Annotated in this window: 20 protein-coding genes and 4 tRNA genes; 22 read left to right on the plus strand and 2 right to left on the minus strand. The window is 46.2% G+C overall.

The genetic code is table 11. From position 1 onward, the window contains the following. The first annotated feature begins 186 nt into the window (after positions 1-186). The 10 genes from RUW00_RS08520 (at position 187) to RUW00_RS08565 (ending at position 7764) form a co-directional block, all read left to right on the plus strand. Positions 187-262: transfer RNA gene (locus RUW00_RS08520), tRNA-Lys, on the plus strand. An 8-nt stretch (positions 263-270) separates the two neighbouring features. Then, positions 271-342, plus strand: a tRNA-Glu gene (locus RUW00_RS08525). 84 nt (positions 343-426) lie between these two features. Beyond that, positions 427-503: transfer RNA gene (locus tag RUW00_RS08530), tRNA-Asp, on the plus strand. Between the two features lie 36 nt (positions 504-539). Beyond that, a tRNA-Phe gene (locus tag RUW00_RS08535) sits at positions 540-612 on the plus strand. Positions 613-948: 336 nt separating this feature from the next. Next, positions 949-1656 (plus strand): cell wall metabolism DNA-binding response regulator WalR, encoded by a 708-nt coding sequence (gene walR, locus RUW00_RS08540; protein WP_004393104.1) that lies wholly within the window; start codon positions 949-951, stop codon positions 1654-1656. Positions 1657-1662: 6 nt separating this feature from the next. After that, a complete protein-coding gene (gene walK / locus RUW00_RS08545; RefSeq protein WP_004393106.1) occupies positions 1663-3498 on the plus strand; it encodes a cell wall metabolism sensor histidine kinase WalK in 1836 nt (611 codons plus the stop codon). Then, complete coding sequence (gene yycH / locus RUW00_RS08550) at positions 3488-4846, plus strand: two-component system activity regulator YycH (RefSeq protein ID WP_191389389.1); 1359 nt, start codon at positions 3488-3490, stop codon at positions 4844-4846. The genes walK and yycH overlap by 11 nt, the downstream gene beginning before the upstream one ends. Beyond that, complete coding sequence (locus RUW00_RS08555) at positions 4833-5672, plus strand: two-component system regulatory protein YycI (protein WP_014419340.1); 840 nt, start codon at positions 4833-4835, stop codon at positions 5670-5672. The genes yycH and RUW00_RS08555 overlap by 14 nt, the downstream gene beginning before the upstream one ends. Before the next feature lie 14 nt (positions 5673-5686). Next, positions 5687-6481 carry an MBL fold metallo-hydrolase gene (locus RUW00_RS08560; RefSeq protein WP_007407895.1) on the plus strand — a complete coding sequence of 265 codons (795 nt, stop codon included), beginning with the start codon at positions 5687-5689 and terminating at the stop codon, positions 6479-6481. Between the two features lie 86 nt (positions 6482-6567). Continuing rightward, entirely contained in the window at positions 6568-7764 is a 1197-nt protein-coding gene (locus RUW00_RS08565; protein ID WP_014419339.1) for a S1C family serine protease, read from the plus strand. Positions 7765-8151: 387 nt separating this feature from the next. Here RUW00_RS08565 and RUW00_RS08570 read toward each other — a convergent pair whose 3' ends face one another. Continuing rightward, positions 8152-9063, minus strand: a complete 912-nt coding sequence (locus RUW00_RS08570) for a PepSY domain-containing protein (RefSeq protein WP_021494633.1) — start codon at positions 9061-9063, stop codon at positions 8152-8154. Positions 9064-9276: 213 nt separating this feature from the next. Here RUW00_RS08570 and RUW00_RS08575 point away from each other — a divergent pair, with 213 nt between their 5' ends. The 7 genes from RUW00_RS08575 to RUW00_RS08605 all read left to right on the plus strand — a co-directional run bounded on the left by RUW00_RS08575 (position 9277) and on the right by RUW00_RS08605 (position 17528). Continuing rightward, positions 9277-9960 (plus strand): response regulator transcription factor, encoded by a 684-nt coding sequence (locus RUW00_RS08575; protein WP_014419337.1) that lies wholly within the window; start codon positions 9277-9279, stop codon positions 9958-9960. Further along, positions 9957-11375 (plus strand): sensor histidine kinase, encoded by a 1419-nt coding sequence (locus tag RUW00_RS08580; RefSeq protein WP_021494634.1) that lies wholly within the window; start codon positions 9957-9959, stop codon positions 11373-11375. Before RUW00_RS08575 ends, RUW00_RS08580 begins: the two co-directional genes overlap by 4 nt. Positions 11376-11606: 231 nt before the next feature. Continuing rightward, positions 11607-12614 (plus strand): ThiF family adenylyltransferase, encoded by a 1008-nt coding sequence (locus RUW00_RS08585; protein ID WP_021494635.1) that lies wholly within the window; start codon positions 11607-11609, stop codon positions 12612-12614. Beyond that, positions 12611-13933, plus strand: a complete 1323-nt coding sequence (locus RUW00_RS08590) for a periplasmic substrate-binding domain-containing protein (protein ID WP_103526424.1) — start codon at positions 12611-12613, stop codon at positions 13931-13933. The genes RUW00_RS08585 and RUW00_RS08590 overlap by 4 nt, the downstream gene beginning before the upstream one ends. 18 nt (positions 13934-13951) lie before the next feature. Next, positions 13952-15142 carry an MFS transporter gene (locus RUW00_RS08595; protein ID WP_103526427.1) on the plus strand — a complete coding sequence of 397 codons (1191 nt, stop codon included), beginning with the start codon at positions 13952-13954 and terminating at the stop codon, positions 15140-15142. A gap of 27 nt (positions 15143-15169) precedes the next feature. Beyond that, a complete protein-coding gene (locus RUW00_RS08600) occupies positions 15170-16795 on the plus strand; it encodes an ABC-F family ATP-binding cassette domain-containing protein (protein WP_007614956.1) in 1626 nt (541 codons plus the stop codon). Between the two features lie 13 nt (positions 16796-16808). Continuing rightward, positions 16809-17528 (plus strand): cupin-like domain-containing protein, encoded by a 720-nt coding sequence (locus RUW00_RS08605; RefSeq protein ID WP_007407887.1) that lies wholly within the window; start codon positions 16809-16811, stop codon positions 17526-17528. A gap of 45 nt (positions 17529-17573) precedes the next feature. Here RUW00_RS08605 and RUW00_RS08610 read toward each other — a convergent pair whose 3' ends face one another. Then, positions 17574-18989: a sigma-54 interaction domain-containing protein gene (locus RUW00_RS08610; protein WP_007614954.1), complete on the minus strand. Its 1416-nt coding sequence runs from the start codon at positions 18987-18989 to the stop codon at positions 17574-17576. Positions 18990-19163: 174 nt separating this feature from the next. Here RUW00_RS08610 and RUW00_RS08615 point away from each other — a divergent pair, with 174 nt between their 5' ends. From RUW00_RS08615 to rocF, 5 genes are all read left to right on the plus strand, one after another. After that, positions 19164-19451, plus strand: a complete 288-nt coding sequence (locus tag RUW00_RS08615; RefSeq protein WP_032875437.1) for an autorepressor SdpR family transcription factor — start codon at positions 19164-19166, stop codon at positions 19449-19451. Further along, positions 19448-20083 carry an SdpI family protein gene (locus RUW00_RS08620; protein ID WP_121984302.1) on the plus strand — a complete coding sequence of 212 codons (636 nt, stop codon included), beginning with the start codon at positions 19448-19450 and terminating at the stop codon, positions 20081-20083. The genes RUW00_RS08615 and RUW00_RS08620 overlap by 4 nt, the downstream gene beginning before the upstream one ends. Before the next feature lie 229 nt (positions 20084-20312). After that, a complete protein-coding gene (locus RUW00_RS08625; protein ID WP_004393130.1) occupies positions 20313-21518 on the plus strand; it encodes an ornithine--oxo-acid transaminase in 1206 nt (401 codons plus the stop codon). 223 nt (positions 21519-21741) lie between these two features. Next, positions 21742-23142: an amino acid permease gene (locus RUW00_RS08630; protein ID WP_021494640.1), complete on the plus strand. Its 1401-nt coding sequence runs from the start codon at positions 21742-21744 to the stop codon at positions 23140-23142. A 73-nt stretch (positions 23143-23215) separates the two neighbouring features. Next, the gene (gene rocF, locus RUW00_RS08635; RefSeq protein ID WP_007407883.1) at positions 23216-24106 is read left to right on the plus strand and encodes an arginase; all 891 of its coding nucleotides are present in this window, start codon (positions 23216-23218) and stop codon (positions 24104-24106) included. Positions 24107-24218: the final 112 nt, after the last annotated feature.

Consider the following 24218-nt stretch of genomic DNA (forward strand, 5'->3'; position numbering starts at 1 on the left):
AGCCTCCGGTCACGGAGACTTGTTTTTTTATGTAGGAAAAAAATAATAGATTTTTTTCAAAAAAGTAGTTGCCACTTTCGAATGTTCTATGATATTATAAATCTCGTTGTTACGGAACAGCTTCAATAGAGTACTGCAAGAAAGCTTTTGTCTGAATGCTCTATGATACATAATCCGACACATCAAGAGCCATTAGCTCAGTTGGTAGAGCATCTGACTTTTAATCAGAGGGTCGAAGGTTCGAGTCCTTCATGGCTCACCACTTTTTATGGCCCGTTGGTCAAGCGGTTAAGACACCGCCCTTTCACGGCGGTAACACGGGTTCGAATCCCGTACGGGTCATTGATTTACTTTAGCGTTATTGCTAACTCCTTATTTGTCCTCGGAGGGCCGCCACGATACGGCTCTCCGGACAAATTACTGTAAGGTCCGGTAGTTCAGTTGGTTAGAATGCCTGCCTGTCACGCAGGAGGTCGCGGGTTCGAGTCCCGTCCGGACCGCCATTTTACTTTACTTTATAGTATAGAAAAGAAACATCTGGCTCGGTAGCTCAGTTGGTAGAGCAACGGACTGAAAATCCGTGTGTCGGCGGTTCGATTCCGTCCCGAGCCACTTACCCAAACGCATCTGCAATAGTAGGTGCGTTTTTTCTTTTGTTATAAAAAAGGGAGAGCCGGCTTTTCAGCCGGCCCAGAAGAAGACGTCAAACACTAGACGGCGTTTTTTTTCGTGAGGTTTCAAAAAAATATTATTTTTTAAAAGAAAATAAAAAACATGACAAAAGGATGGCAGTTCAATACGTTTTTGCGCTGTTCTCTTTAATTTTTTTATCTTTTGACCTGAAACCGTTATAATAGACGGGGAACGTTTTTCATGATCCGAATTGTGATCATCATGAAACATCAATAGATGAAATGAAGTCATTCTGGCAGGAGGAAAATCAAGATGATGGATAAGAAAATCCTTGTAGTCGATGATGAAAAACCGATTGCAGATATATTAGAGTTTAATTTAAGAAAAGAAGGCTATGACGTGCATTGTGCGTACGACGGAAACGAAGCCGTGGAAATGGTGGAGGAGCTTCAGCCTGATTTAATTCTTTTAGATATTATGCTTCCGAATAAAGACGGAGTTGAAGTATGCCGGGAAGTCCGGAAAAAATATGATATGCCGATTATTATGCTGACGGCAAAAGACTCGGAGATTGACAAGGTCATCGGGCTTGAAATCGGAGCGGATGACTATGTCACGAAGCCTTTCAGCACGCGTGAGCTTCTGGCCCGCGTCAAAGCGAACCTGCGCCGCCAGCTTACGGTTGCGCCGGCTGAGGAAGAATCAGCTTCTAATGACATTCATATCGGTTCTCTCGTCATCTTCCCTGACGCTTATGTCGTATCAAAAAGAGAAGAAACGATCGAGCTGACCCATCGTGAGTTTGAATTGCTTCATTACTTAGCCAAACATATCGGACAGGTCATGACCCGTGAGCATCTGCTGCAGACTGTGTGGGGCTATGACTATTTCGGTGACGTGAGAACGGTGGATGTAACAGTGCGCCGCCTCCGTGAGAAAATCGAGGATAATCCGAGCCATCCGAACTGGATCGTCACAAGACGGGGTGTCGGTTATTACTTGAGAAACCCTGAACAGGACTAACCGGCGATGAATAAGGTTGGTTTTTTTCGGTCGATTCAGTTTAAGATCACGCTGATCTATGTGCTTCTCATTATCATCGCCATGCAGATTATCGGCGTGTACTTTGTGAAACAGGTGGAGAATTCTCTTCTCAAGTCCTATGAATTATCGTTAAATCAGCGGATTGACAATCTTTCCTATTATATTGAGCAGGAATATAAAGGAGACAATGACAGCACCGTCATTAAAGATGACGTCAAACGGATTTTGAATGATTTTACGAAAAATAATGAAATACGGGAGATTACATTTGTTGATAAAAGCTATGAGGTCGTCGGTTCTTCGAGGCCTTATGGCGAGGAAATAGCGGGGAAACAGACGACTGACCCGATTTTTAAACGGATTTTCTCAACAAAACAGGCCTATTCAAAAAAATATTATGATCCTAAAAGCAAAAACAGAGTGCTGATTTCAGCGAAACCTGTCGTCACAGAGAATCAGGAAGTTGTCGGCGCGATTTATGTCGTGGCCAGTATGGAAGATACCTTTAACCAGATGAAAACCGTCAACTCGATTCTTGCTTCAGGAACAGGCTTAGCCCTTGTTCTGACGGCTCTTCTCGGTATTTTTCTCGCCCGCACCATTACCCATCCGCTGTCAGATATGCGTAAGCAGGCGATGGAACTGGCAAAAGGGAATTTCTCCAGAAAGGTGCGGAAATACGGGCATGATGAAATCGGTCAGCTCGCAACGACGTTCAACCATCTGACGAGAGAGCTTGAAGATGCCCAAGCCATGACGGAAGGGGAGAGAAGAAAGCTTTCTTCCGTTATCGCGTATATGACGGACGGTGTCATTGCAACGAATCGCAACGGGGCTATTATTCTTTTAAACAGCCCTGCGCTTGAGCTGCTGAATGTTTCACGTGAAACGGCTTTAGAGATGCCGATTACGTCTTTATTGGGCATAAAAGAGAACTTTACATTTGAGGATTTAGTAGAACAGCAGGATTCAATGCTGCTGGAGATCGAACGTGACGATGAAACGACTGTACTGCGGGTGAATTTTTCCGTTATTCAGAGAGAGCACGGAAAAATCGACGGTTTAATCGCGGTTCTTTATGATGTCACCGAACAGGAAAAACTCGATCGGGAGCGCAGAGAGTTCGTTGCCAACGTGTCTCATGAGCTGCGGACACCGCTGACGACCATGCGAAGCTATTTAGAGGCGCTTGCAGAAGGCGCGTGGGAAAACAAAGATATCGCTCCGCGTTTCTTAATGGTGACCCAAAATGAGACTGAGCGCATGATCAGATTGGTGAACGACCTGCTTCAGCTTTCTAAATTCGACAGCAAAGATTATCAGTTTAATCGGGAGTGGATTCATATGATCCGCTTTATGTCACTGATTATCGATCGTTTTGAAATGACGAAAGAACAGCATGTCGAATTTATCCGCGAGCTTCCGGACAGAAATCTGTACGTGGAGATTGATCAGGATAAAGTGACGCAGGTTCTCGATAATATCATTTCTAACGCACTGAAATACTCACCGGAAGGCGGACATGTCACTTTCTCAGTCGATGTGAATGAGAAAGAAGAGCTGCTTTATATCAGCGTAAAAGATGAAGGTATCGGCATTCCGAAAAAAGATGTGGAAAAAGTCTTTGACCGTTTCTACAGAGTGGATAAAGCGCGCACGAGAAAACTCGGCGGCACCGGGCTCGGCCTTGCGATTGCAAAAGAGATGGTTCAGGCTCACGGCGGAGACATTTGGGCCGACAGTGTAGAAGGCAAAGGAACGAAGATTACATTTACTCTTCCATATAAAGAAGAGCAAGAGGATGATTGGGATGAGGCGTGAAAATATAAAAACAGTCATACTGTCAGTGCTGGTCGTCATTAGTCTTGTTTTAACATGGGGAATTTGGACATTCCAGCCCAATTTTTCAGAAGGCACGGCCTCAACCAAATCGACTGTCCGGGAAAAGCATAAAATTGATAAAACGAGCCAAAAAGTGTCGCAAACGGTAAAACCCCGGGATATGTTTATTCATACAAACGGCTCTCATTACAAAGTGAATGATGAGACGCTCTTTAATGACCTGTGGGCGGATTTGCCGCAATGGGAAGTAAAAGGGATGAAGGATATTTCCGATCAATACGACAAGCTCGGTTTTAAAAATTGGCTTTACGGCAGAAACGGCAATTCGGCAAAGCTCGATCTGCAATTCAATGACACCATTCCGATTGATTTCTTCCAAACGATGTTTAAATGGTCGAATCCGTCAATGGAATACAGCTCATTTGACCATATTGTCATTCCGTTTAATGAGAATAAGACGAATAAGAAGATTTACATGGTCTCATACAGCAAGCAGCTGATTTTGGAAGTGACTGTGGAATCGGCGAATTACCGCAATCTGATGAATGAGCTGTACAGCAAAAAGTCGAGTATGCCGTTATACCACCTCTATTCGGTCGGAAAAAGCAAAGAATTTCTCATGCCGAATGCGCGGTTTAATATGAAGGAAAAAGAATTTATCACTGAAACCATTAAGACGAACCTGTTTAAGCAGACGCTTTTTAATGATCCGAGCACGGTCAGAGAAGACCCGAATTACAATCGGAATGTGCTGACTGACGGAATCAGCCGTCTGGAAATCAATTCGACACAGCGGCAGATTCAATTCCAGCATCGGAACCTGGCACAAAGCGCTTCTTATCAAACAGGCGAGCTGATTAAGAAAAGTTATAAATATTTAGAGGATACGGGAAGCTGGACGGATCATTATCAATTTTTCAATGTGAGTGATAACCAGCAGCTGAGTTTCTACATGTTTAAAGACCAAATGCCTGTGGTCAACAGCACGTCTAAGCCTTTCGGATCCGGACCTGTTTTGACCCTGCAATGGGCCAATGACGAGGTTCTCAGCTACAAGCGGCCGAACTATGTTCTCGGACCGAATCCGATTAAAACAAAAGACGTAAAAATGATGAACGGCAATGAGGTTGTGTCTCTGCTGGAGCAGCAGGATAAATACGACGTGAATAAAATCGACCAGATCTTCCTGTCCTATCAAATGGTCTCTTCATCAACGAATGATCTCGTTGAACTGGAACCCGTCTGGAGTATGAAAATCAACGGGAAGATCGTCCCGATTACGAAAGATCTGCTGGGGAAGGAGGAGGACGATAATGGAGTGGAATAAGACAAAAACGATCTTCATCATTGCCTTCCTCATCCTCGATATTTTTCTCGGCTATCAGTTTTTTGAAAAACGCTCGAGCAGTGAATACGAAGTGATTAAAAATTCAAACGTGGAAAAAGACATGGAGATGGATCATATCACATTCGGCAACCTGTCTTCTGATTCCGCAACGGGCTACCGGCTGACGGCGGGCCAAAAGGTATTTACCGCCGAAGATATTGATGCTTTGAAAGATCAAAAGCCTTTAATGGAGATGCCGGCGGATGATCACAAGGTTACGACGCTGAAAATGAAATTTACCGATCCGGTCGGTTTATCGAAGCAAAAAACGCAGGAGGATGCGGAATCGCTCGTCAGCTCTAAAGTAACCGGCGGTGAAAAATATAAACTGTGGAAAGTCGACAAGGATAAAAAACAGATCATTTTTTACCAGATGTATGACGGCCAGTTTATTTATCAGGATTTTGACTCGTCCACGGATGCGATCGGACAGGTGATTCTGCATCTGAACGATAAAAACGAGGTCGTATCTTACGAGCAGACCATGCTGGAGTCATTCAAGCGAATCCAGACGGAGAGCCTGATTCCTGAGCTTGATGCGGTCGAATTATTGTATTCTCAAAATTATTTAAAAGCGAATTGCGCCGTTAAAAGCGTTAAGTTCGGCTATATTGCCCAATATCCGCTGACAAGTACGCAGGTGCTGGCGCCGGTATGGAGAATTACAATTGAAGATAAGTCAAAAGGGACGAAGAAAAAGACACTGCAAACGTACACTGTGAACGCATTGGAAAGCACAGTCATTGATAACAATCAAAATAAATAATGGAGTGAGACACAATGGGCTTGCAATTTAGCGTGCTTGCGAGCGGGAGTACCGGAAACGCGTTTTATCTGGAGACAGAGGAGCACTCTTTTCTGGTGGATGCCGGCCTGAGCGGTAAAGCGATGGACGGGCTGATGGAGAAAATCGGCCGCAAGATAGACGACGTCGACGGCATCTTTGTCACTCACGAGCACAGCGACCATATTAAAGGGCTCGGCGTCATTGCGAGAAAGTACGGTCTTCCCGTCTACGCGAATGAAAAGACGTGGAAAGCGATGGAGAATCAGATCGGCAAGCTGGATACCGGACAAAAGTTTTTGTTCCCGATGGAAAGCGTGAAATCCTTCGGCGGGCTTGATGTTGAGTCATTCGGCGTCTCTCATGACGCGGCCGAGCCGATGTTTTATGTTTTCCACTACCAAGGCAGAAAGCTCGCGCTGATGACGGACACCGGGTATGTGAGCGACAGAATGAAAGGCATTATCCGTTCGGCCAATGTGTTTGTGTTTGAAAGCAACCATGATGTCGGCATGCTGCAAATGGGCAGATACCCTTGGAGCATTAAGCGGCGGATTTTAAGCGATGTCGGCCACGTCTCGAATGAAGACGCGGCGCTCGCCATGACTGATGTCATTGGCGACGGCACATCGCGCATCTATTTGGCGCATCTGAGCCAGGACAACAATATGAAGGAACTGGCGAGAATGTCCGTGCAGCAGACATTGGCTGCGAAAGGATTTGTCGCCGGGGAAACGTTTCAGTTATTTGATACCGATCCGAAAATCCCGACGCCGCTGTGCGCCGTGTAATTTTTCCAAATGAATCATGATTATTAATCCGCGATCTGACCCACACTATAAGCAAATCGAGTACTCTTGAAAGGATTTGAGATAGGGTGGATTATAATCGCGATGATGAACAGTACGCCTCCGAACAGCCCCGCCGCAGCAAGAGAGGGTACTTTCTATCAAGTCTGATCGGCGTCATCGTCGGGGCCGCGCTCATGGCTTTCCTGCTGCCGTACTGGACAGGCGGAGACCATGGAGAAAGCAGCAAAAGCACCAGCCAGCGTCTCGGCAGCGAACAGGTGAAAACAGTCAACGTCAATGTCAATGATGCTGTCACGAATATGGTCAGCCGTGTATCAGATTCGGTAGTCGGTGTTCTCAATATCCAAAAGACCGATATTTGGGGAGAGGGCGGCGAAGCGGGAAGCGGGTCGGGCGTCATTTACAAAAAGAACGGAAACACTTCTTATATCGTAACCAATCACCATGTCATTGCAGGTGCGACTGAAATTGAGATCAGCCTGAAGGATGGCTCACGCGTGCCTGCTGAGCTGATCGGGAGCGACCGTCTGATGGATCTCGCCGTGCTGAAGGTGAAGTCTGATAAAATCAAATCGGCCGCCCAGTTCGGCAATTCTGATCAAGTCAAAGTCGGAGAACCGGTCATTGCGATCGGAAATCCGCTCGGGCTTGAATTTGCGGGATCAGTGACACAGGGGATCATTTCAGGCACGGAAAGGGCAGTGCCCGTTGACTCAAACGGCGACGGACAGCCGGATTGGAATGCGGAAGTGCTGCAGACCGACGCCGCGATTAATCCCGGCAACAGCGGAGGCGCTTTGATGGATATATCGGGCAAGGTGGTCGGCATCAACTCAATGAAGATCGCTGAATCCGCCGTTGAAGGCATCGGCCTGTCCATCCCGTCAAAGCTTGTCATTCCCGTTATTCAGGATTTAGAAAAATACGGAGAAGTCAGACGGCCTTTCCTCGGTATTGAGATGAAATCCTTAACGGATATTGCGAGCTACCATTGGAGCCAAACGCTGAAACTTCCGAAAGGCGTTAAAACCGGGGCGGTCATTATGGGTGTCGACGCGTTTTCACCGGCCGGAAAAGCGGGTTTGAAAAAGCTCGACGTGATTACCGGGTTCGACGGACATAAGGTCAATGACGTTGTGGATCTCCGTGAGCGCCTGTATCGCAAAAAGATCGGCGACCGTGTGAACATCACGTTTTACCGTTCGGGAAAGAAAAAAACAGCGGAAGTCAAACTGACAGAAGCGGATCGATTACAGAAATAAAAAAACAGCCCGGACATCCGGGCTGTTTTTTATTGATTTATTTGTTAATATTATACTATTATGAAAACGGGGAGGTGAAACACATGAAAACGGCTGATGTGATCATCGTATTGAATGAAATTGAAGGTGAATGTGAAGGAAGAATTATTTTAGAATGCAGAATTTAAGAACATGAAACATGTCATATCAAACGTCCTTTTTCAGGGCGCTTTTTTTATGCCTTTTTTCAGAAGCCATAAAAAAGAACTGAACGTGGGTCACAACACGTTCAGTTAAAAATGGGTATATTTAGAAAAAGGTAGACATGAACTTAGAACTTTGTGATTGAAACAGACTGGTGCTGCTGAATTGAAGCGGCAGATGAAACTGCCGGCAGCTTATTTTTTGTTATTTACAGATGGCTCCGTTTTGAGCGTTTACTTTCACCGTTTGTTCCGTATGGTTTTGGGCAGTGATTTTCACGATGTACTTGTAGACGCCGTTTTCTTTCTTCATTTCAGACGATTTAACAGCGCCTTTGCAATGGCTGAGCGCGATGGAATGCGCTTTTTTAGAAGCGATCATCACTTGTTTTTTCTGCACTTCTTCTTTCAGGACTTTTCCGCTTTTGCCGTCCATGTGGAGCGTATGAAGCTTGCCGTCCTGGCCGAATATGCTGACAACATAGACTGATACGCCGTTTTCTTTTTTCATTTGAGCGGATTTCACAGCGCCTTTGCAATGGCTGAGTGCGAACGATTCCGCTTTTGCACGGGTCATGTGTTGCTGGTTATTCTTTATATCATGTTTGACGATTTTGCTGTTTTTACAATTGATATGGAATGTGTGAAGCTTCCCGTCTTGTCCTGACACCTGAACCACGTAAACCATAGCGTTATGTTCGGTCTTCAGCTCAGAAGACTTCACTGTTCCTTTGCAATTCTTCACGGCGATTTTTTCAGCGCCGGATTTTGAGATGAATTGCTGTTTCTTTTCAATTTGGTGTTTCACGACTTTTCCGCTGGAGCTGTTGACATTGACGGTGTGCTGCTTTCCTTTTACGTCAAGGACGTTGACAACATATACGTAAGCGCCGTTGACTTTTTTCATTTGCGCTGATTGAACGGCGCCTTTGCAGCTGCAGTTTTTCAATGCGGTCTCTTTCGCTTTAGAGATAGAAACGGAAGCCTGCTGTTTCGTTTCCACTTTCGTCTGCGCTGCGTCATCCTTATGAATGACAGCCGCATGCGCTGAAGTTAAAGAACTGATTGAAAGTATGGTCCCCAGTGCAGCTCCTGATAAAACTTTTGTAATTCCCATCATATATTCCTCCTTAAACATTTCATTGTTGGCTTCCCAACTAAGGCTTATTGTAAAGACCCAAACTGAAAACAACATGAATCTAAGCTGAAAACTTCCTGAATTCAGCGGATTTTCAGCTTAGATTCAGTTTTGTTTCAGATAAAAGCGAATAATAGAAGGGGAAGCGAAAAAAATAAACACAGGCTGATACATCTAAGGAGAGACTGCATCATGGATAAGTTGAAAGGCATCAAGGTGCTGATTGTAGACGACGAGCCCGCCATCATTGATTTTTTAACGATGGGGCTTGTCAATGAAGGGTTTGAAGTGATGTCCGCGGCAGACGGGATGTCGGCGATGAATCTTGTGAAAACATTTCAGCCTCATATTGCCGTTTTGGACGTGATGATGCCGGGAATGGATGGGCTTGAGCTGTCAAGGATGCTTAAGAAAACAAGCAATACCGCCATCATCATGCTGACCGCGAAGGATGAAGTAGAGTTTCGCGTAAAGGCGCTGATTGAAGGCGCTGATGATTACATGATCAAACCGTTCAGCTTTGAGGAGCTGCTTGCCAGAATTTACGCAAGAATCCGCAACCAGTTTCCGCATCTTTTCGATGAGGTGGTGCTCGGCCCCTTCCGAATCGATGACCGGAGCAGAGAGATTTTTTACAATGAACAGCCTTTGAAGCTGTCCGCCACCGAATATGAACTGCTGAAATGTTTAGTGCTCCACCACGGAACGGTTCTCAGCAAAACGAGGATTCTCGATCAGGTATGGGGCTATGATTTTTACGGGGAAGACAATATCGTCGAGGTGTACATCCGTTCTTTGCGCGAAAAGCTGAAGGACAAAGAACACAAGGTGATTCGCACGGTTCGGGGCGCCGGGTACAGGGTGGATCTGGCATGAAACGGCTGTACAGAACCCTGCGATTCCAGCTCCTGTTCAGGTCACTGGCGATTTTGGCCTTGCTGTTATGTTTCATCGGCGGCACTCAGTACATGTTTATGACACGGACGATGTATGAAAATCAGGCGATCAGCATTCAGAGTTATATCAATTCAATGGATCAAAGCGTATGGAGGTCAATCAAAACCCTTGCCCGTTCCGAAACATCGGCTCATCCGAATTTGATTTACCCCGGGGTGACGGTTGCTTTTATCAATCAATCATACAAGATGTCTGTTTTATCAGAAGACCCGCACGCGGGGGCCGCTCCTTCTTTTCCGAAAAAAGTGTATCAGGATGCGCTGACAGATACAATGGCGCTTCACTATCAGGTGGCTCACAATAAGGCGGGTGAGGAAATCATCGTCGTGTTTCAGGCGATTTCCGTTGACGGCAGGCAGGCGGGAGTTGTGCAGATGAGCACGCTGACCCAGCCTCTGAATGATTCGCTTTTCCGCCAGATCAGCATTTTCGCGGTGCTTTCCTTTGCGGCTTTGGTCATCGGACTGTTTGTTTTCTTGCCGGTGATCCGGCTCACACTCAAGCCGCTGTCCCGCATTGTGCGTATGATGGGTGACATTAATGCCGGCAGTCTCGATAAACGGCTGCCGATCGATAGGAAGCAGGCCGAAATTGAGTCATTGGGCATCTCCATCAATCAGATGCTGGAACGGATTGAAACCTCTTTTCAGGCGGAAAAAGAAGCGAAAGAACGAATCCGGCAGTTTGTATCAGATGCATCACATGAGCTGAGAACGCCGCTTACCTCCATTCACGGCTTTATCGAAATTTTAATGCGCGGAGCGGCGGAGAAGCCGGAGCAGAAAGAAAAAGCGCTTCAAAGCATGTACGCGGAATCCGCCAGGGCAAATAAGCTGATAGAGGATCTTCTGTTTCTCGCGAAGATTGACCGGGTGCCGAGCTTTGAAATGAAAAAAGGCGCATTGGGAGACGTCATTTTGGAAATGGAGGCTCAGCTGAAGCTGCTCGCGAGAAACCGGAAGCTCGAGTTCTTTGTCGATCAAAAGATAGAATCCGTTTTTGACAAAGACAAAATGAAGCAGGTCATTCTCAATCTATTTTACAATGCGGTGCAGCATACGGATGAAGACACGGGTGTCATCACCGTCTCCCTGCAGAAAGACGGAGGAATCATGCTTATGATTGCGGATAACGGAACGGGAATCGCTCCGGAGCATGTGCCTCATTTGTTTGACCGGTTTTACAGGGCGGAAACCTCCCGATCCCGTCAATCCGGCGGCGCGGGGCTGGGTCTTGCCATTACAAAAACCATTATCGACAGCCATAACGGAACAATTGAAGTGAAAAGTGAGCAGGGAAAAGGCTCCGTGTTCATCATCCGGCTGCCGGGATAAACCGGGAAGCAGGAAGAAATATCACAATTTATATATAAATTCTAAATTTTCAAAAAATAACTTGTCCTTTTCCAATATTGATGATAATATCTAGTTATTGGTAAAGGGGGTGTGTACTGATGAAGATTGAAGAACTTGATCTTGATACAGAAACAGCAAGCTTGGTGCATCGCTGCTAGTAAAGCCGTGACTCCCCTCATTGGGGAGTTATTATCTTTCAGGGGGTATGTCATGATGTCAACTGACTGTAAGCGCTGGAAGTTTAAAGACAGCGTGCAGGTGCTGACCTACACGGCGCATATTATCATTCAATATCGAAAGGCGATTAAGCTTGCGCATACGAGTGAGATCAAAGAGGCGGTTGAACGGCTGATCACCGGCTGTGAAAAACAAGAGCTTTCTGATCTTCTGGGAGAGGAAGCGGGAAACCAGTTTTTCGATGCGTTAATGAAATTGGATGCTTTAATAGAGCCATGGCAAAACGGCCGTGAAGGCCGCATCACTGAAAAGCAGCTGTACCATTTTGAGAAATACAACCAAAACCCCAATCTGATCCAAAACAGATTAGACGGCAGCAGGGCAGCGATCGTGGGTCTGGGGGGCGTCGGAACGATCATTCTTCAAAACCTTCTGGCGGCGGGCATGCAGCATTTTATTCTCATTGATTTCGATGCCGTATCAGTACATAACCTGAACAGACAATTCGTCTATAATAAATCTTCTGTAGGCAAATTAAAGATCTCAGAATGCAGAGATTATATTGCGGGTATCAATCCCCATGCGGACGCAGCACTTTACCATCAGGAAATTACACAGCCGCAGGACCTGCGTGTGTTAGATCCGTATGAAATTGATATCGTCATAAATGCCGCTGACAAACCCCATAACATTTCTGAATGGGTTTACCGGTATTGTAAGGAGCGGAATATCGCGTTTATGACCGGGGGTGTCGGCAGCTTCAGCGGCCAATGGGGGCCTCTGCTCACGCCTGAATCCTATCAATCCGGCGTCACTTATGAAAAAAACATGCCGGCCGGACTTCTGAACTGTTACCCCGATGAACCGATCAAAGGTTCCTTAGGAGCGACAAACGGTATTATATCCTCGTTTATGTCTCATGACATTATCACATACCTTGCAGGCGGAAGCCCGAAATCCCTGAATACCCGCATCGGCCTGGACTTTGACGGCCTTCATATTACAGAAACGAAGCTTTCTCAAAAGGAAAGCGCTTTATGAAGACGATGCATCGTACGGCGAGAAAACCGGGCGACCCTCTGAAAATAGAAATCGACACAAGCCCGATACGCTTGAACCCATTAGATACGCAGGATTACACAAGCAAGATGATTTGCAGCATTATGTATGAAAGCCTGCAGGACGGCTATAACTGCCGGATCATCCGCAAAGATCCCCGCACCTGTCAGGTGGACATTCACCCGGACTATTTAGGTGACGCCGAGGGTGTGGTTCAAACGATCATCTATCATCTGACAAAAGAAAACCAAAGTCCCCATCTCGGCAGTTTCCTGAACATAAAACAGGCCGTTCCGTATGTAAAAGGCCTCGTCTCATCCGATCAGCTCGGGGTGAACGTAACGGGCGAAAAACGCTTTGAAGTCACCTTGGACGAGCCGTCTGATGAAATAGAATCCGTTTTGCAGAGCAGCTTTCTGATTCCGGCGACCGCCGGGGGCGATGTGCCGGAAAACGGCCCGTACCGATTCAAGCGAACGTTTGAGAAGGGGCTGGAATTTGAGCGAAATCCGCAATATAAAATGACGCCCGCGGATGACCGCACCGTTCAGATCATCCAATTTATTTTGAATGATGATCTGGAAAAAAGCATCGGGCTGTACGAAGCGAATCAAACGGACGTGACCTGCCACACCCAGTTTCATCATTCAAACATGAGGTATCGGCAGTATGCTGATTTTAAAGAAAATCATTTGCCGATGTTATTTACCTTCAAGGTAAAGGACGACATGCTGAGAACTTTCATTCAGCATTATTTTGATAAACAAAAGCTGGCCGGGGATTTGGGGCATATCATCACACCGACTGATTCACTAATCGGTATATGGGAAAACGGGAGGACACCGCAGAAAGATCCGCCCCTTTTGACAAAAGAAGAACCGATCCGAATCGTTTATGCCGATTATTATCCCAACGGAGAGATCATTGAAAGGCTGGCTGATCTGTTTCGGCGGGCCGGAGCGGACGTATCCGTCTCCCGCGTCAGTCATTTCAATGATTATTACCATATGGATAAAAGCGGGTTTGATATTGAGCTCCATTTGTTCCTGCCGGCTTACATGCATGAGCTGAGCTATATCAAATATTTCATCCGCGACATCAGCGATCCGGAGAAGAAAAAAACGATCATTGATGCCATAGGATCTGAAAAAAAGAAGGAACTTTTTGGGTTATTCGAGAATACAACTCATTATTGCCCAATTTGTTTTGGGAAAAGTCTGTATCTGCAAGATCCATGTATAGAGGGTTTTAGTGTAAAGACTGACGGGCTCCTTTCTGTTCATGATGTTAAATGCAGATAGCTGGAAAGGGGTATTCATTTGCGGAATCGAAATTTGCTTTACTTCTCCGGTTTTTTCGGAAACTTCTTTTTTGAACGGGGAATTTGGATTTTATATTTAACAAGCATGAATTATTCATTGTTTCTTGTGGGCATCCTGCAATCGGTCCTGAATTTGGCGATGTTTCTGGCGGAAGTGCCGAGCGGCGTCATCTCGGACAGAATCGGGAGAAAAAAATCGCTCTTGCTCGGCCATTTTATGGTCATTATCTATTTGGTGATGTTCCTGAGCTTCCATAACTTCATCGCCCTCTTCATCGCCCATATTATATACGGTATCGGGCTGACGTTTATATCAGGAACGGATCACGCCTTTTTGTTTGATTCACTGAAAGAACAAGGGAAAGAAAAGTGGTACGGCAAATCCATCGGAAACTATAACGGACTTGTCATACTCGGTCTTGCGATTGCCATGGGCATCGGCGGCTACTTGCAGGAAATATCATGGTCGTATGTGTTTATCGCCGGGATTGTCACTCAGCTGATTGCAATGGCGGTCATTACACAGCTGACGGAAATCAAATTTGAAAACAGTGAACACGAAACGCAGACGGTCAGTGACATCTTAAAAGAAGTCAAAGATTTCTTCAGGCTGAACAAAGCCTTTAAATATCTGGTGCTGTCACTCTCCGTTTTCTTTGCGATTACATCGGTTTTTTATATGTACGGACAAGATTTGTTAAGTCAGGAAGGGCTGTCCGTGCGCAATATATCCATTATTTTTGCGGGACTGTCCATCTTGCAGGCGCTGTGCTCCATCTTTTCTTCCAAGCCGGCGGAAAAATTCACGCCGAGGCGCGTGCTTCTGCTGACATTCTGCATCATCGGGGCGGCCTATCTGTTTATACCTTCGGGCAGTCTGTACGTGACGATTGCGGCTTTTGTCGTCATTAACGCGCTCTATGATGTGATAGAACCCGTATCCAGTCAGGTGGTGAATAATGAGATTCCGTCCAGAACGAGAGCCACGCTGCTGTCCATTATCAGTTTGATGACCTCGCTCTTCATGTTCATTGCCTTTCCGTTTATCGGATTCTTAACGGACTATTTTGATTCAGCTTTGCTGCTGACCGCAATCGGGGTATTATCCATCTTATTGTCGCTGTTTATGATGCTCAGCTTTTACAAACTGAAAGCGAGCGTCGCCATCCAGAATAAAGTCGAGCTTTGAACCAGAATGACAAAGGGATGATGTGAGTTGCTGAATATTCATAATCTTACGGTAAATCTAGCGGGAGATACCATTTTCAAACAAGTTTCTTTTTTCATCAATGAAGGCGAAAAAGTGCTCGTGGCCGGGCCGAACGGTTCCGGCAAAAGTACGCTGTTCAGGGTGCTTTCCGGAGAGCTTGAGGCAGATGAAGGAACGATTGCGATCAACAAAGGGGCGAAGGTCGGTTTGCTGAAGCAGATCGCTGATCCCCATGAGGATCTGACGTTGTATCAATATCTGGAAAAATCGTTTGAAGCTCTCGCGGCGATCCAGAAGGAAATGAAGGCCATTGAGCTGAAGCTTTCGGAACCGATGAGTGATGACGAGCTGACTGCTTTATTGGAAAAGTACAGTCAATACACGGAAACATTTGAGCGGAACAACGGCTACCAGATGCACGCGATGATTGATGAAGTATGCAATGGGCTCAGCCTCAGCGAATTAAAGGATCAGCCGTTTTCAAAGCTGAGCGGCGGCGAAAAGACAAAAGCCGGCCTTGCCGAAATTTTAATCCGCAACGACGACGTTATACTGCTGGACGAGCCGACCAACCATTTGGACGTCCATGCGATTGAGTGGCTTGAAGGGTTTATTAAAAAATCGAACAAAACCATTCTGTTTACGACCCACGATAAAACATTTGCCGACCAAACGGCGATGAAGGTGCTCGAGATTGACGATACCGAGGTGAAGATTTGGCCTTACGGATTCAGCGAATACTTGAAAAAGCGGGAAGAATTCATCATCGCCCAGTTTGAGAAATATGAAGAACAGCAGAGAAAAATACAGAAGATGAAGGAATCCATCGCCCAGCTGAGAGATTGGGCCAACCGCTCAAATCCGCCGTCTGTCGGCCTGCACAGACGCGCGAATAATATGGAAAAGGCGCTGAAAAGGATCGAGCTGATCAATAAGCCGGTCCGGACGGAGCAAAAATTAAAAAACGCATTTCAGGAAGCGGGCGCCGGTTCAAAAGATATTGTGTTCATTGAAAACGGAAAGGTGACCAACGGATCTTCCCTTTTATATCAAAATGTGAACCTGCGCATAAAGCATAAAGACAGAATCGGCATCGTCGGCAGAAACGGCGTCGGCAAAACAACGCTGATCCGCTGCATCATCGGGGAAAGAGAACTGTCGGACGGCACCATTAAAGTGGGGGAAAATCTTAAGATAGGCTACATTGATCAAAAGAGCCACGTCGGAGATTCGAGTCAGACGATTCTGCAATTCTTTAAAGAAAATCTGCTGACTGAAGAGGGCATGGCCCGGAATATGCTGGCCAAGTACGGATTTTACGGGTCGTCGGTCTTTAAAAAACTTTCCGTCCTGTCGGGCGGTGAAAGAATCAGGCTGAAGCTGTCCATCTTAATGGAAAAAAAGCTGAATGTCCTGATCCTGGATGAGCCGACCAACCACTTGGATATTGAATCTCAGGAAATTCTCGAAAACAGCCTGATGCAGTTTCAAGGCACCATCATCTGCGTTTCTCACGACAGAAACCTGCTGGAGAAGTTCAACAAGATTTTCTGGCTTGAGAATCAAAACGTCACCATCTTTTCAGGTCCATACAGTTACGCCAAACAAAAAAAACGGCAGATTGCCGAATAAAAGGGGAATGGATATGACCATTGACAGACTGACAATCAATGAGTTATCGTACGATCTTTTTGTAAGCGAGTATGCTGATAAGAAACCTTTTATTTTGACGGGGGCAATGGATCACTGGGAATGCAGGCCGTGGACGCTTGAATACATTGATGAACACTATGGAGACAGAATGGTCACCATCCGGAAATCAGATATCGAAGGGGTCAAAACGTTTAAACAAGTAAAGCTTTCCAACTATATCGAGTACATTGATCAGAATGATGACAAATGGTACTGTGACTGGAATTTTACGCAGCTGAACCAAAATGACTTAGACCTTGTCTATTCCGCACCCGAGTATTTTACAAAAGACACATTGAGAGCGGATGAAGAAACGGGACGGGACTGGAAATGGTTCTTTCTCGGTTCTAAGCAGACAGGCACGCCGCTGCATCAGGATTTTAACAACACGCACGCGTGGAACGGCGTCATCTTCGGGGAGAAGGAATGGATCTTCTATCATCCGGACGACTCTCCGTATTTGTACGAAGGAAATATCAATGTCTTTGATGAAAAAGACATTGAGCAAAAACCGCTGGTGCAAAAGGCGTCTCCGATCCGCTTCAGACAAAAGGCGGGAGAAATCATTTACGCGCCGCGCCATTGGTGGCATCAAGTCGAGAATACGGAACATACATTGGCAGTGAGTGAGAACTTTTGGTTTACCGGAGAGCGGCTTGCCAATCAGATATAACCTGACGAAAGGCTGAGGAGCATCTCAGCCTTTTTTTGTATGGATTCATTTCATCCGGTCCAGACCGAATTTTTTCAGGCGGTATTGCAGGCTCTGTCTGCTGATTCCGAGCTCGTTTGCCGTTTTGGATATGTTATTGCCGTGTTTTCTCAGGGTTTTTTCGATCATGTATTTTTCGAAGTTTTCCATTTTGTCTTTTAAATCGGTGCCGGGCTGGGTGCTTGCGGCGGCTTTGCTTTCCGTGTCAGCGGGTTTGATTTTCATCCGGTATTGGTAAGGCAGGTGGGCCGCCGTAATCGTCGTTTCATCCGTCATAAAGTTCATGGCGCCTTCAATCATATGTTCAAGCTCGCGAATGTTGCCCGGCCAGTCATATTCCAGGAAGAATCGCTGCACATCGTCACTGATCGAATCGACATGCATTTGGAACAGGTGGTTGTTTTTCTGGATAAACACTTCGGCCAGAGGCAGAATATCCTCCTTGCGCTCCCGGAGCGGGGGAATGATCAGCGTGACAACGCTTAAGCGGTAGTATAAATCTTTGCGCAGCCGTTCTTCTGAAATGGCGGTGATCGGGTCTTCATTCATCGTGGCGATGATGCGGACGTCAATCGGTTTGTCCTGAGCTGATCCGATGCGCCTGATTTTCTTTTCCTGCAGGGCGCGGAGCAGTTTTGCCTGCAGGCTGAGATTGAGAGAGTTGATCTCATCAAGGAGCAGGGTGCCTCCCTGCGCCTGCTCAAATAAGCCGGGCTGGTCGATGGCTCCGGTAAAGGCGCCTTTTTTCGTGCCGAATAAAATACTTTCGACCAGGCTATCCGGCAGGGCGGCGCAGTTTTGTGAGATGAACGGGGCGCCTGAGCGCTGACTGCCGTTGTGAATGCTTTGGGCGAACAGTTCCTTGCCCGTTCCCGTCTCGCCGGCCAAAAGCACCGATGATGATGTGCGGGTTGCCCGTTTTGCGTTTTCGATGACTTCCCGAATAACTGAGCTGTTGCCGAGAATACTGTCAAACGTGTAGCTGTTCTGTTCTTTCCTGTGCATGTTCTCCCTGATCAGCCGTTCGAGCTTGGTGACGTCCTTGGCGATTTCCACGGCTCCCTTGATCTCGCCGTTTTGCACAATCGGGAAGGTGTGGTTGATCGTCGTGATTTCCTGGCCTTTGTTATTGAAATAGCTTTGCTTCACGTTTTTAATCGTTTTGCCTTCTTGAAGGGCCTGAACGAGCGTGCTGTCCTGCTGATTGGAAAACATAAATACATCAGTCAGGTTTTTATGCAGGACGTCCCGTTCATCCATATCTTCAATCTGCATCATTTTCTTATTGTAAATGACGGTGCTGCCCTTTTCGTCCACCACATGCAGCCCGACATCAATCTCTTCCAGAATGCTTTGTAACACGAGTGTGTAAAATTCGCTGGTTGTGTGCAGGTCAATTCCCCCTCTCAATCGTCTTAACATTCATTATTTTAAAATAAATCGAATAGGAAACGCAAAAAAATGTTGCGCTTGGACGATATTTAAAAATAAATGGAAATTTAGTTAATAAAACCATTGACTTTTTTAGGAAAATGGTTGATATTTAGATATATACTTAAATATCTAAATCATGTATGTATGAGAGGGGGAAAGTTTTTGAATAAAGCTTTTAAAGCACTGGCCGATCCTACAAGGAGAAAAATTTTGGATTTATTAAAGAAACAAGACATGACAGCTGGTGAAATTGCGGAACACTTCGACATGTCAAAACCCAGTATTTCTCATCACCTTACCATATTGAAAAATACTGATTTGGTTCACGATGAGAGGAAAGGCCAATTTATTATGTATTCATTAAATACCACTGTATTACAGGATCTTATAGGCTGGTTCTTTTCTCTGACTGATTCAGAACATGATAATAAGAAAGGCGGGGAATCATGAAAAAATATCTCTTTTCAGCAGGAATCATAGTTTTAACTGTTTTCACATGGGCTTTCACATATTCATCTTTACCGGACAATTTGGCGACACACTGGGGATTAAACGGAAGCGCAAATGATTACACTTCTAAATTTAATGCAATGGTGATGCTTATTGGCATCATGATTATTCAATATATTTTAATGGTGATCATCCCTAAGATTGATCCTAAAAATAACTACAAAACATTTATCCGGCCATATATGGCTATATTTAATACATTGTTTGCGGTTCTGTTTGTCATTAATCTGATGACCATCTTGACCGGCCTGGGATATGATCTCCCTATATCTTATTTAGGAAACTTTATAGTGGGAGTCATTTTCATGGTGTTTGGAAACTTTATTCAGAAAGTTAAGCCTAATTACTTTTTAGGGATAAGAACGCCTTGGACGCTGAGCAGTGAAAGAGTTTGGAAGGATACACACAGGGTTAGTTCGAAAATTTTTGTCTCAGCGGGCATACTCATGATGCTTGCAGCTTTTTTGCCGCCGGTGTATAGAGTGTCAGTCATTTTCATTGCGGCAATCGGCTGTATCATATTATCTTTACTATATTCTTACATTGTATATCAGAGACAATTGAATAAATAACTGTTGAGTAGGAGCAATCTAATTGGATTGCTCCTATTTTGTCAGCGGAAAACGCAAAAAAATTTTGCGCTTGGCTGAAGTTTGCACGCAAACTGCCGGAAAATTTTGCGGGAAAAGAAAGAATGCTGGCGAAACATCCCGTTTTTTCGGATTGGCACGGAACTTGCTTTATAAAAAGGGAAAGCAAGATCTAATGTTGAATGATTACAAAACAAGGGGGAATCAGATTATGTCAGCTTTCACAAAATCTCAAGAAATTATCAGCCAAACTTCACATTACGGCGCGAACAACTATCATCCTCTGCCGATTGTTATTTCCGAGGCGCAGGGTGTTTGGGTAAAAGACCCTGAAGGTAATCAATATATGGATATGCTGAGTGCTTATTCTGCGGTGAACCAGGGGCACAGACATCCGAAGATCATTCAGGCGCTGAAGGATCAGGCGGATAAAATCACTCTGACGTCACGCGCGTTCCATAATGATCAGCTCGGTCCGTTTTATGAGAAAACAGCCAAGCTGACCGGAAAAGATATGATTCTGCCGATGAATACGGGGGCGGAAGCCGTTGAATCCGCTGTCAAAGCGGCGAGACGCTGGGCATATGAGGTCAAAGGAGTAGCGGATAACCAGGCGGAAATCATTGCGTGTATCGGCAACTTCCACGGCAGAACGATGCTTGCGGTATCCCTTTCTTCAGAAGATGAGTATAAACGCGGTTTCGGACCTATGCTTCCGGGTATAAAATTAATTCCATACGGAGACGCAGAAGCGCTGCGCCGGGCGATCACCCCGAACACAGCCGCTTTCTTATTCGAACCGATTCAGGGAGAAGCGGGCATCGTCATTCCGCCGGAAGGATTTTTACAAGAAGCGGCAGCCATTTGTAAGGAAGAAAATGTACTTCTGATCGCTGATGAAATTCAGACGGGACTCGGCCGCACAGGGAAAACATTCGCGGTTGACTGGGAAAATATCGTACCGGATATGTTCATCTTAGGCAAAGCGCTCGGCGGGGGCGTCTTCCCGATTTCGTGCATTGCGGCGAACCGTGACATTCTCGGCGTGTTTAACCCGGGTTCCCACGGCTCGACATTCGGCGGAAACCCGCTCGCTTGCGCAGTATCGCTCGCATCTCTTGAAGTCCTTGAGGAAGAAGGGCTGGCAGAGCGTTCCCTTCAGCTTGGCCGTTATTTTAAAGAAGAGCTTGAGAAAATTGATAACCCGATCATAAAAGACGTGCGCGGTCGCGGCCTGTTTATCGGCGTTGAACTGACAGAAGCGGCCCGCCCTTATTGTGAAAAGCTGAAAGGTGAAGGGCTTTTATGCAAAGAAACACATGATACCGTGATCCGTTTTGCACCGCCGTTAATGATTTCCAAGGAAGACTTGGACTGGGCGATCCAAAAGATCACAAACGTGCTTCAAAACGCGTAAAACCTTGATGCGGCAATGCTTTCCCTCGGCTTGTATGGAATTTACAAATAAAAAATTCAGCACACTCTATTTGCGCGGCGACAGTATTTTAGTATAATGTATCTTTATGTACGAAAATGAATTTCATATAACATTCATATACAAATAGAGGCTCTTTGGACAGCAAATCGGTTTCAAAGCACCGGCTTGGTTCCAATACAAGTTGCTGAAGGGGTGCAGAATAGTGAATACAAATCAAAAAGAGAATCAGCTTCAGCGCACAATGAAATCACGCCATTTGTTTATGATTTCATTAGGCGGAGTGATCGGCACCGGGTTTTTCCTGAGTACCGGATTTACAATTAACCAGGCGGGACCGCTGGGCGCGGTTCTGTCTTATCTGGTCGGCGGCTTTATTATGTTTTTGACAATGCTCTGCTTAGGCGAGCTTGCGGTTGCCCTTCCCGTATCAGGGTCGTTTCAGACGTACGCAACCAAATTCATCAGCCCCGCTTTCGGTTTCGCATTCGGCTGGCTGTACTGGCTCGGCTGGGCGGTGACATGCGCCATTGAGTTTTTATCTGCGGGACAATTGATGCTCCGCTGGTTTCCGCATGTTCCCGTATGGGTGTGGTGCCTCGTGTTTGTCGGACTGATGTTTCTTTTGAACGCCATTACCACAAAAGCGTTCGCTGAGTCGGAATTTTGGTTTTCCGGCATTAAAATTGTAGTCATTCTGCTGTTTATTATTTTGGGCGGCGCCGCCATGTTCGGCCTGATTGACATGAAACACGGCGAGCAGGCTCCTTTCTTCTCTCATTTTTATGAGGATGGATTGTTTCCGAACGGCATTAAGGCTATGCTTATTACGATGATTACCGTAAACTTCGCGTTCCAGGGAACGGAGCTGATCGGGGTTGCCGCGGGAGAAAGTGAAAATCCCGAGAAAACGATTCCGCGCTCTATCCGGCAGACGGTATGGAGAACGCTTGTCTTTTTCGTTCTCTCCATCATCGTCATTGCCGGGATGATTCCGTGGAAGCAGGCGGGAGTGGTCGAAAGCCCGTTTGTCGTGGTGTTTGAACAAATCGGTATTCCATATGCCGCCGATATTATGAACTTTGTTATCTTAATTGCGCTGCTCTCAGTGGCCAACTCAGGCCTGTTTGCATCGACGCGTATCTTATATGCCATGGCGAACGAAGGACAAGCCTTTAAATCGCTCGGCAAAACAAATAAACGCGGGGTGCCGATGAACGCTCTGATCGTGACGCTGGCCGTCGCCTGCCTGTCACTGCTGTCTAAAGTGGCAGCGCCGGAAACCGTTTATATGTTTCTCTTATCATTAGCCGGACTAAGCGCGCAGGTCGGCTGGATCACGATTTCCCTGTCACAGCTGATGTTCAGACGGAAATACATCCGCGAAGGCGGCAAAGTGGAAGACCTGAAGTTTAAAACACCGCTGTACCCGGTGCTGCCTATTATCGGGCTGACGTTAAACACGGTTGTTCTGATCAGCCTCGCATTTGATTCAGAACAGCGGCTCGCCCTTTATTGCGGCATCCCGTTCATGGCGGTGTGCGTTATCGTCTATCATCTGTATGTAAAAAAGCATAAGCAGTCAGAAAAACAGATAGAGCTTTAAATCTTTTCGTGTCCAAGTCATCTTTGAGAAACCCGCACAGGACAACATACAACATGTTGAGGTGGAAAAACGGATGAACAAGAATATCTCAGTTATTGGAATGCCGATGGATTTAGGACAAGCACGACGCGGAGTGGACATGGGCCCGAGCGCCATCCGCTACGCGCATCTCATTGAACGGTTATCTGACATGGGGTATGCGGTGGAAGACTTAGGCGACATCCCCGTCAATCGTGAAAAACTCAAAAATGATGAAGAGCTGAAAAATCTGAACTCTGTGCTCTCGGGGAACGAGCAGCTCGCCCAAAAGGTGGACAGCGTCATTGAGAATGAGCGGTTCCCTCTCGTCCTGGGCGGCGATCACAGCATCGCGATCGGAACGCTGACAGGAACGGCAAAGCACTATAAACAGCTCGGCGTCATCTGGTATGACGCGCACGGCGACTTAAACACCCTGGAAACGTCGCCGTCAGGCAATATTCACGGAATGCCGCTGGCCGTCAGCCTCGGCGTCGGGCACGACACGCTGGTGAATCTGGGCGGGTATGCCCCGAAAATCAAGCCGGAGAACGTCGTCATCATCGGCGCGAGATCGCTTGATGAAGGCGAGCGTGAATACATTAAGGAAACAGGCATGAAGGTCTATACGATGCATGAGATTGACCGCCTCGGCATGACAAAGGTCATTGAAGAAACTATTGACTACTTGTCAGACTGTGACGGCGTTCACCTCAGCCTTGACCTCGACGGCCTTGATCCGAGCGACGCACCCGGCGTAGGCACGCCTGTCGTCGGCGGCATCAGCTACCGTGAAAGCCACTTGGCAATGGAAATGCTGTATGATGCCGACATCATTACTTCAGCTGAATTTGTCGAAGTCAACCCGATCCTCGATCACAAAAACAAAACCGGCAAAACAGCGGTCGAGCTGGTAGAATCTTTGTTGGGAAAAAAACTATTATAAAATATGAGCCTCCGCACCTGCGGGGGTTTTTTTGTTGCCATGAGGAAACTAGAGGGCTTTCACCCTCTTTTCGGAACTGTAAATATGATATATTTATTACACAAAATGGGAA

This window comes from Bacillus sp. IS1, assembly GCF_032461585.1.
GTDB classification, from domain to species: Bacteria; Bacillota; Bacilli; order Bacillales; family Bacillaceae; genus Bacillus; species Bacillus velezensis.

Bases quoted from the DNA above. Each gene is read 5' to 3' on its own strand.
- walR (WP_004393104.1), top strand. From the start codon at position 949: ATGGATAAGAAAATCCTTGTAGTCGATGATGAAAAACCGATTGCAGAT.
- walK (WP_004393106.1), top strand. From the start codon at position 1,663: ATGAATAAGGTTGGTTTTTTTCGGTCGATTCAGTTTAAGATCACGCTG.
- yycH (WP_191389389.1), top strand. From the start codon at position 3,488: ATGAGGCGTGAAAATATAAAAACAGTCATACTGTCAGTGCTGGTCGTC.
- RUW00_RS08555 (WP_014419340.1), top strand. From the start codon at position 4,833: ATGGAGTGGAATAAGACAAAAACGATCTTCATCATTGCCTTCCTCATC.
- RUW00_RS08560 (WP_007407895.1), top strand. From the start codon at position 5,687: ATGGGCTTGCAATTTAGCGTGCTTGCGAGCGGGAGTACCGGAAACGCG.
- RUW00_RS08570 (WP_021494633.1), bottom strand. From the start codon at position 9,063: ATGGGAATTACAAAAGTTTTATCAGGAGCTGCACTGGGGACCATACTT.
- RUW00_RS08575 (WP_014419337.1), top strand. From the start codon at position 9,277: ATGGATAAGTTGAAAGGCATCAAGGTGCTGATTGTAGACGACGAGCCC.
- RUW00_RS08580 (WP_021494634.1), top strand. From the start codon at position 9,957: ATGAAACGGCTGTACAGAACCCTGCGATTCCAGCTCCTGTTCAGGTCA.
- RUW00_RS08585 (WP_021494635.1), top strand. From the start codon at position 11,607: ATGATGTCAACTGACTGTAAGCGCTGGAAGTTTAAAGACAGCGTGCAG.
- RUW00_RS08590 (WP_103526424.1), top strand. From the start codon at position 12,611: ATGAAGACGATGCATCGTACGGCGAGAAAACCGGGCGACCCTCTGAAA.
- RUW00_RS08605 (WP_007407887.1), top strand. From the start codon at position 16,809: ATGACCATTGACAGACTGACAATCAATGAGTTATCGTACGATCTTTTT.
- RUW00_RS08610 (WP_007614954.1), bottom strand. From the start codon at position 18,989: ATGTTAAGACGATTGAGAGGGGGAATTGACCTGCACACAACCAGCGAA.
- RUW00_RS08620 (WP_121984302.1), top strand. From the start codon at position 19,448: ATGAAAAAATATCTCTTTTCAGCAGGAATCATAGTTTTAACTGTTTTC.
- RUW00_RS08625 (WP_004393130.1), top strand. From the start codon at position 20,313: ATGTCAGCTTTCACAAAATCTCAAGAAATTATCAGCCAAACTTCACAT.
- rocF (WP_007407883.1), top strand. From the start codon at position 23,216: ATGAACAAGAATATCTCAGTTATTGGAATGCCGATGGATTTAGGACAA.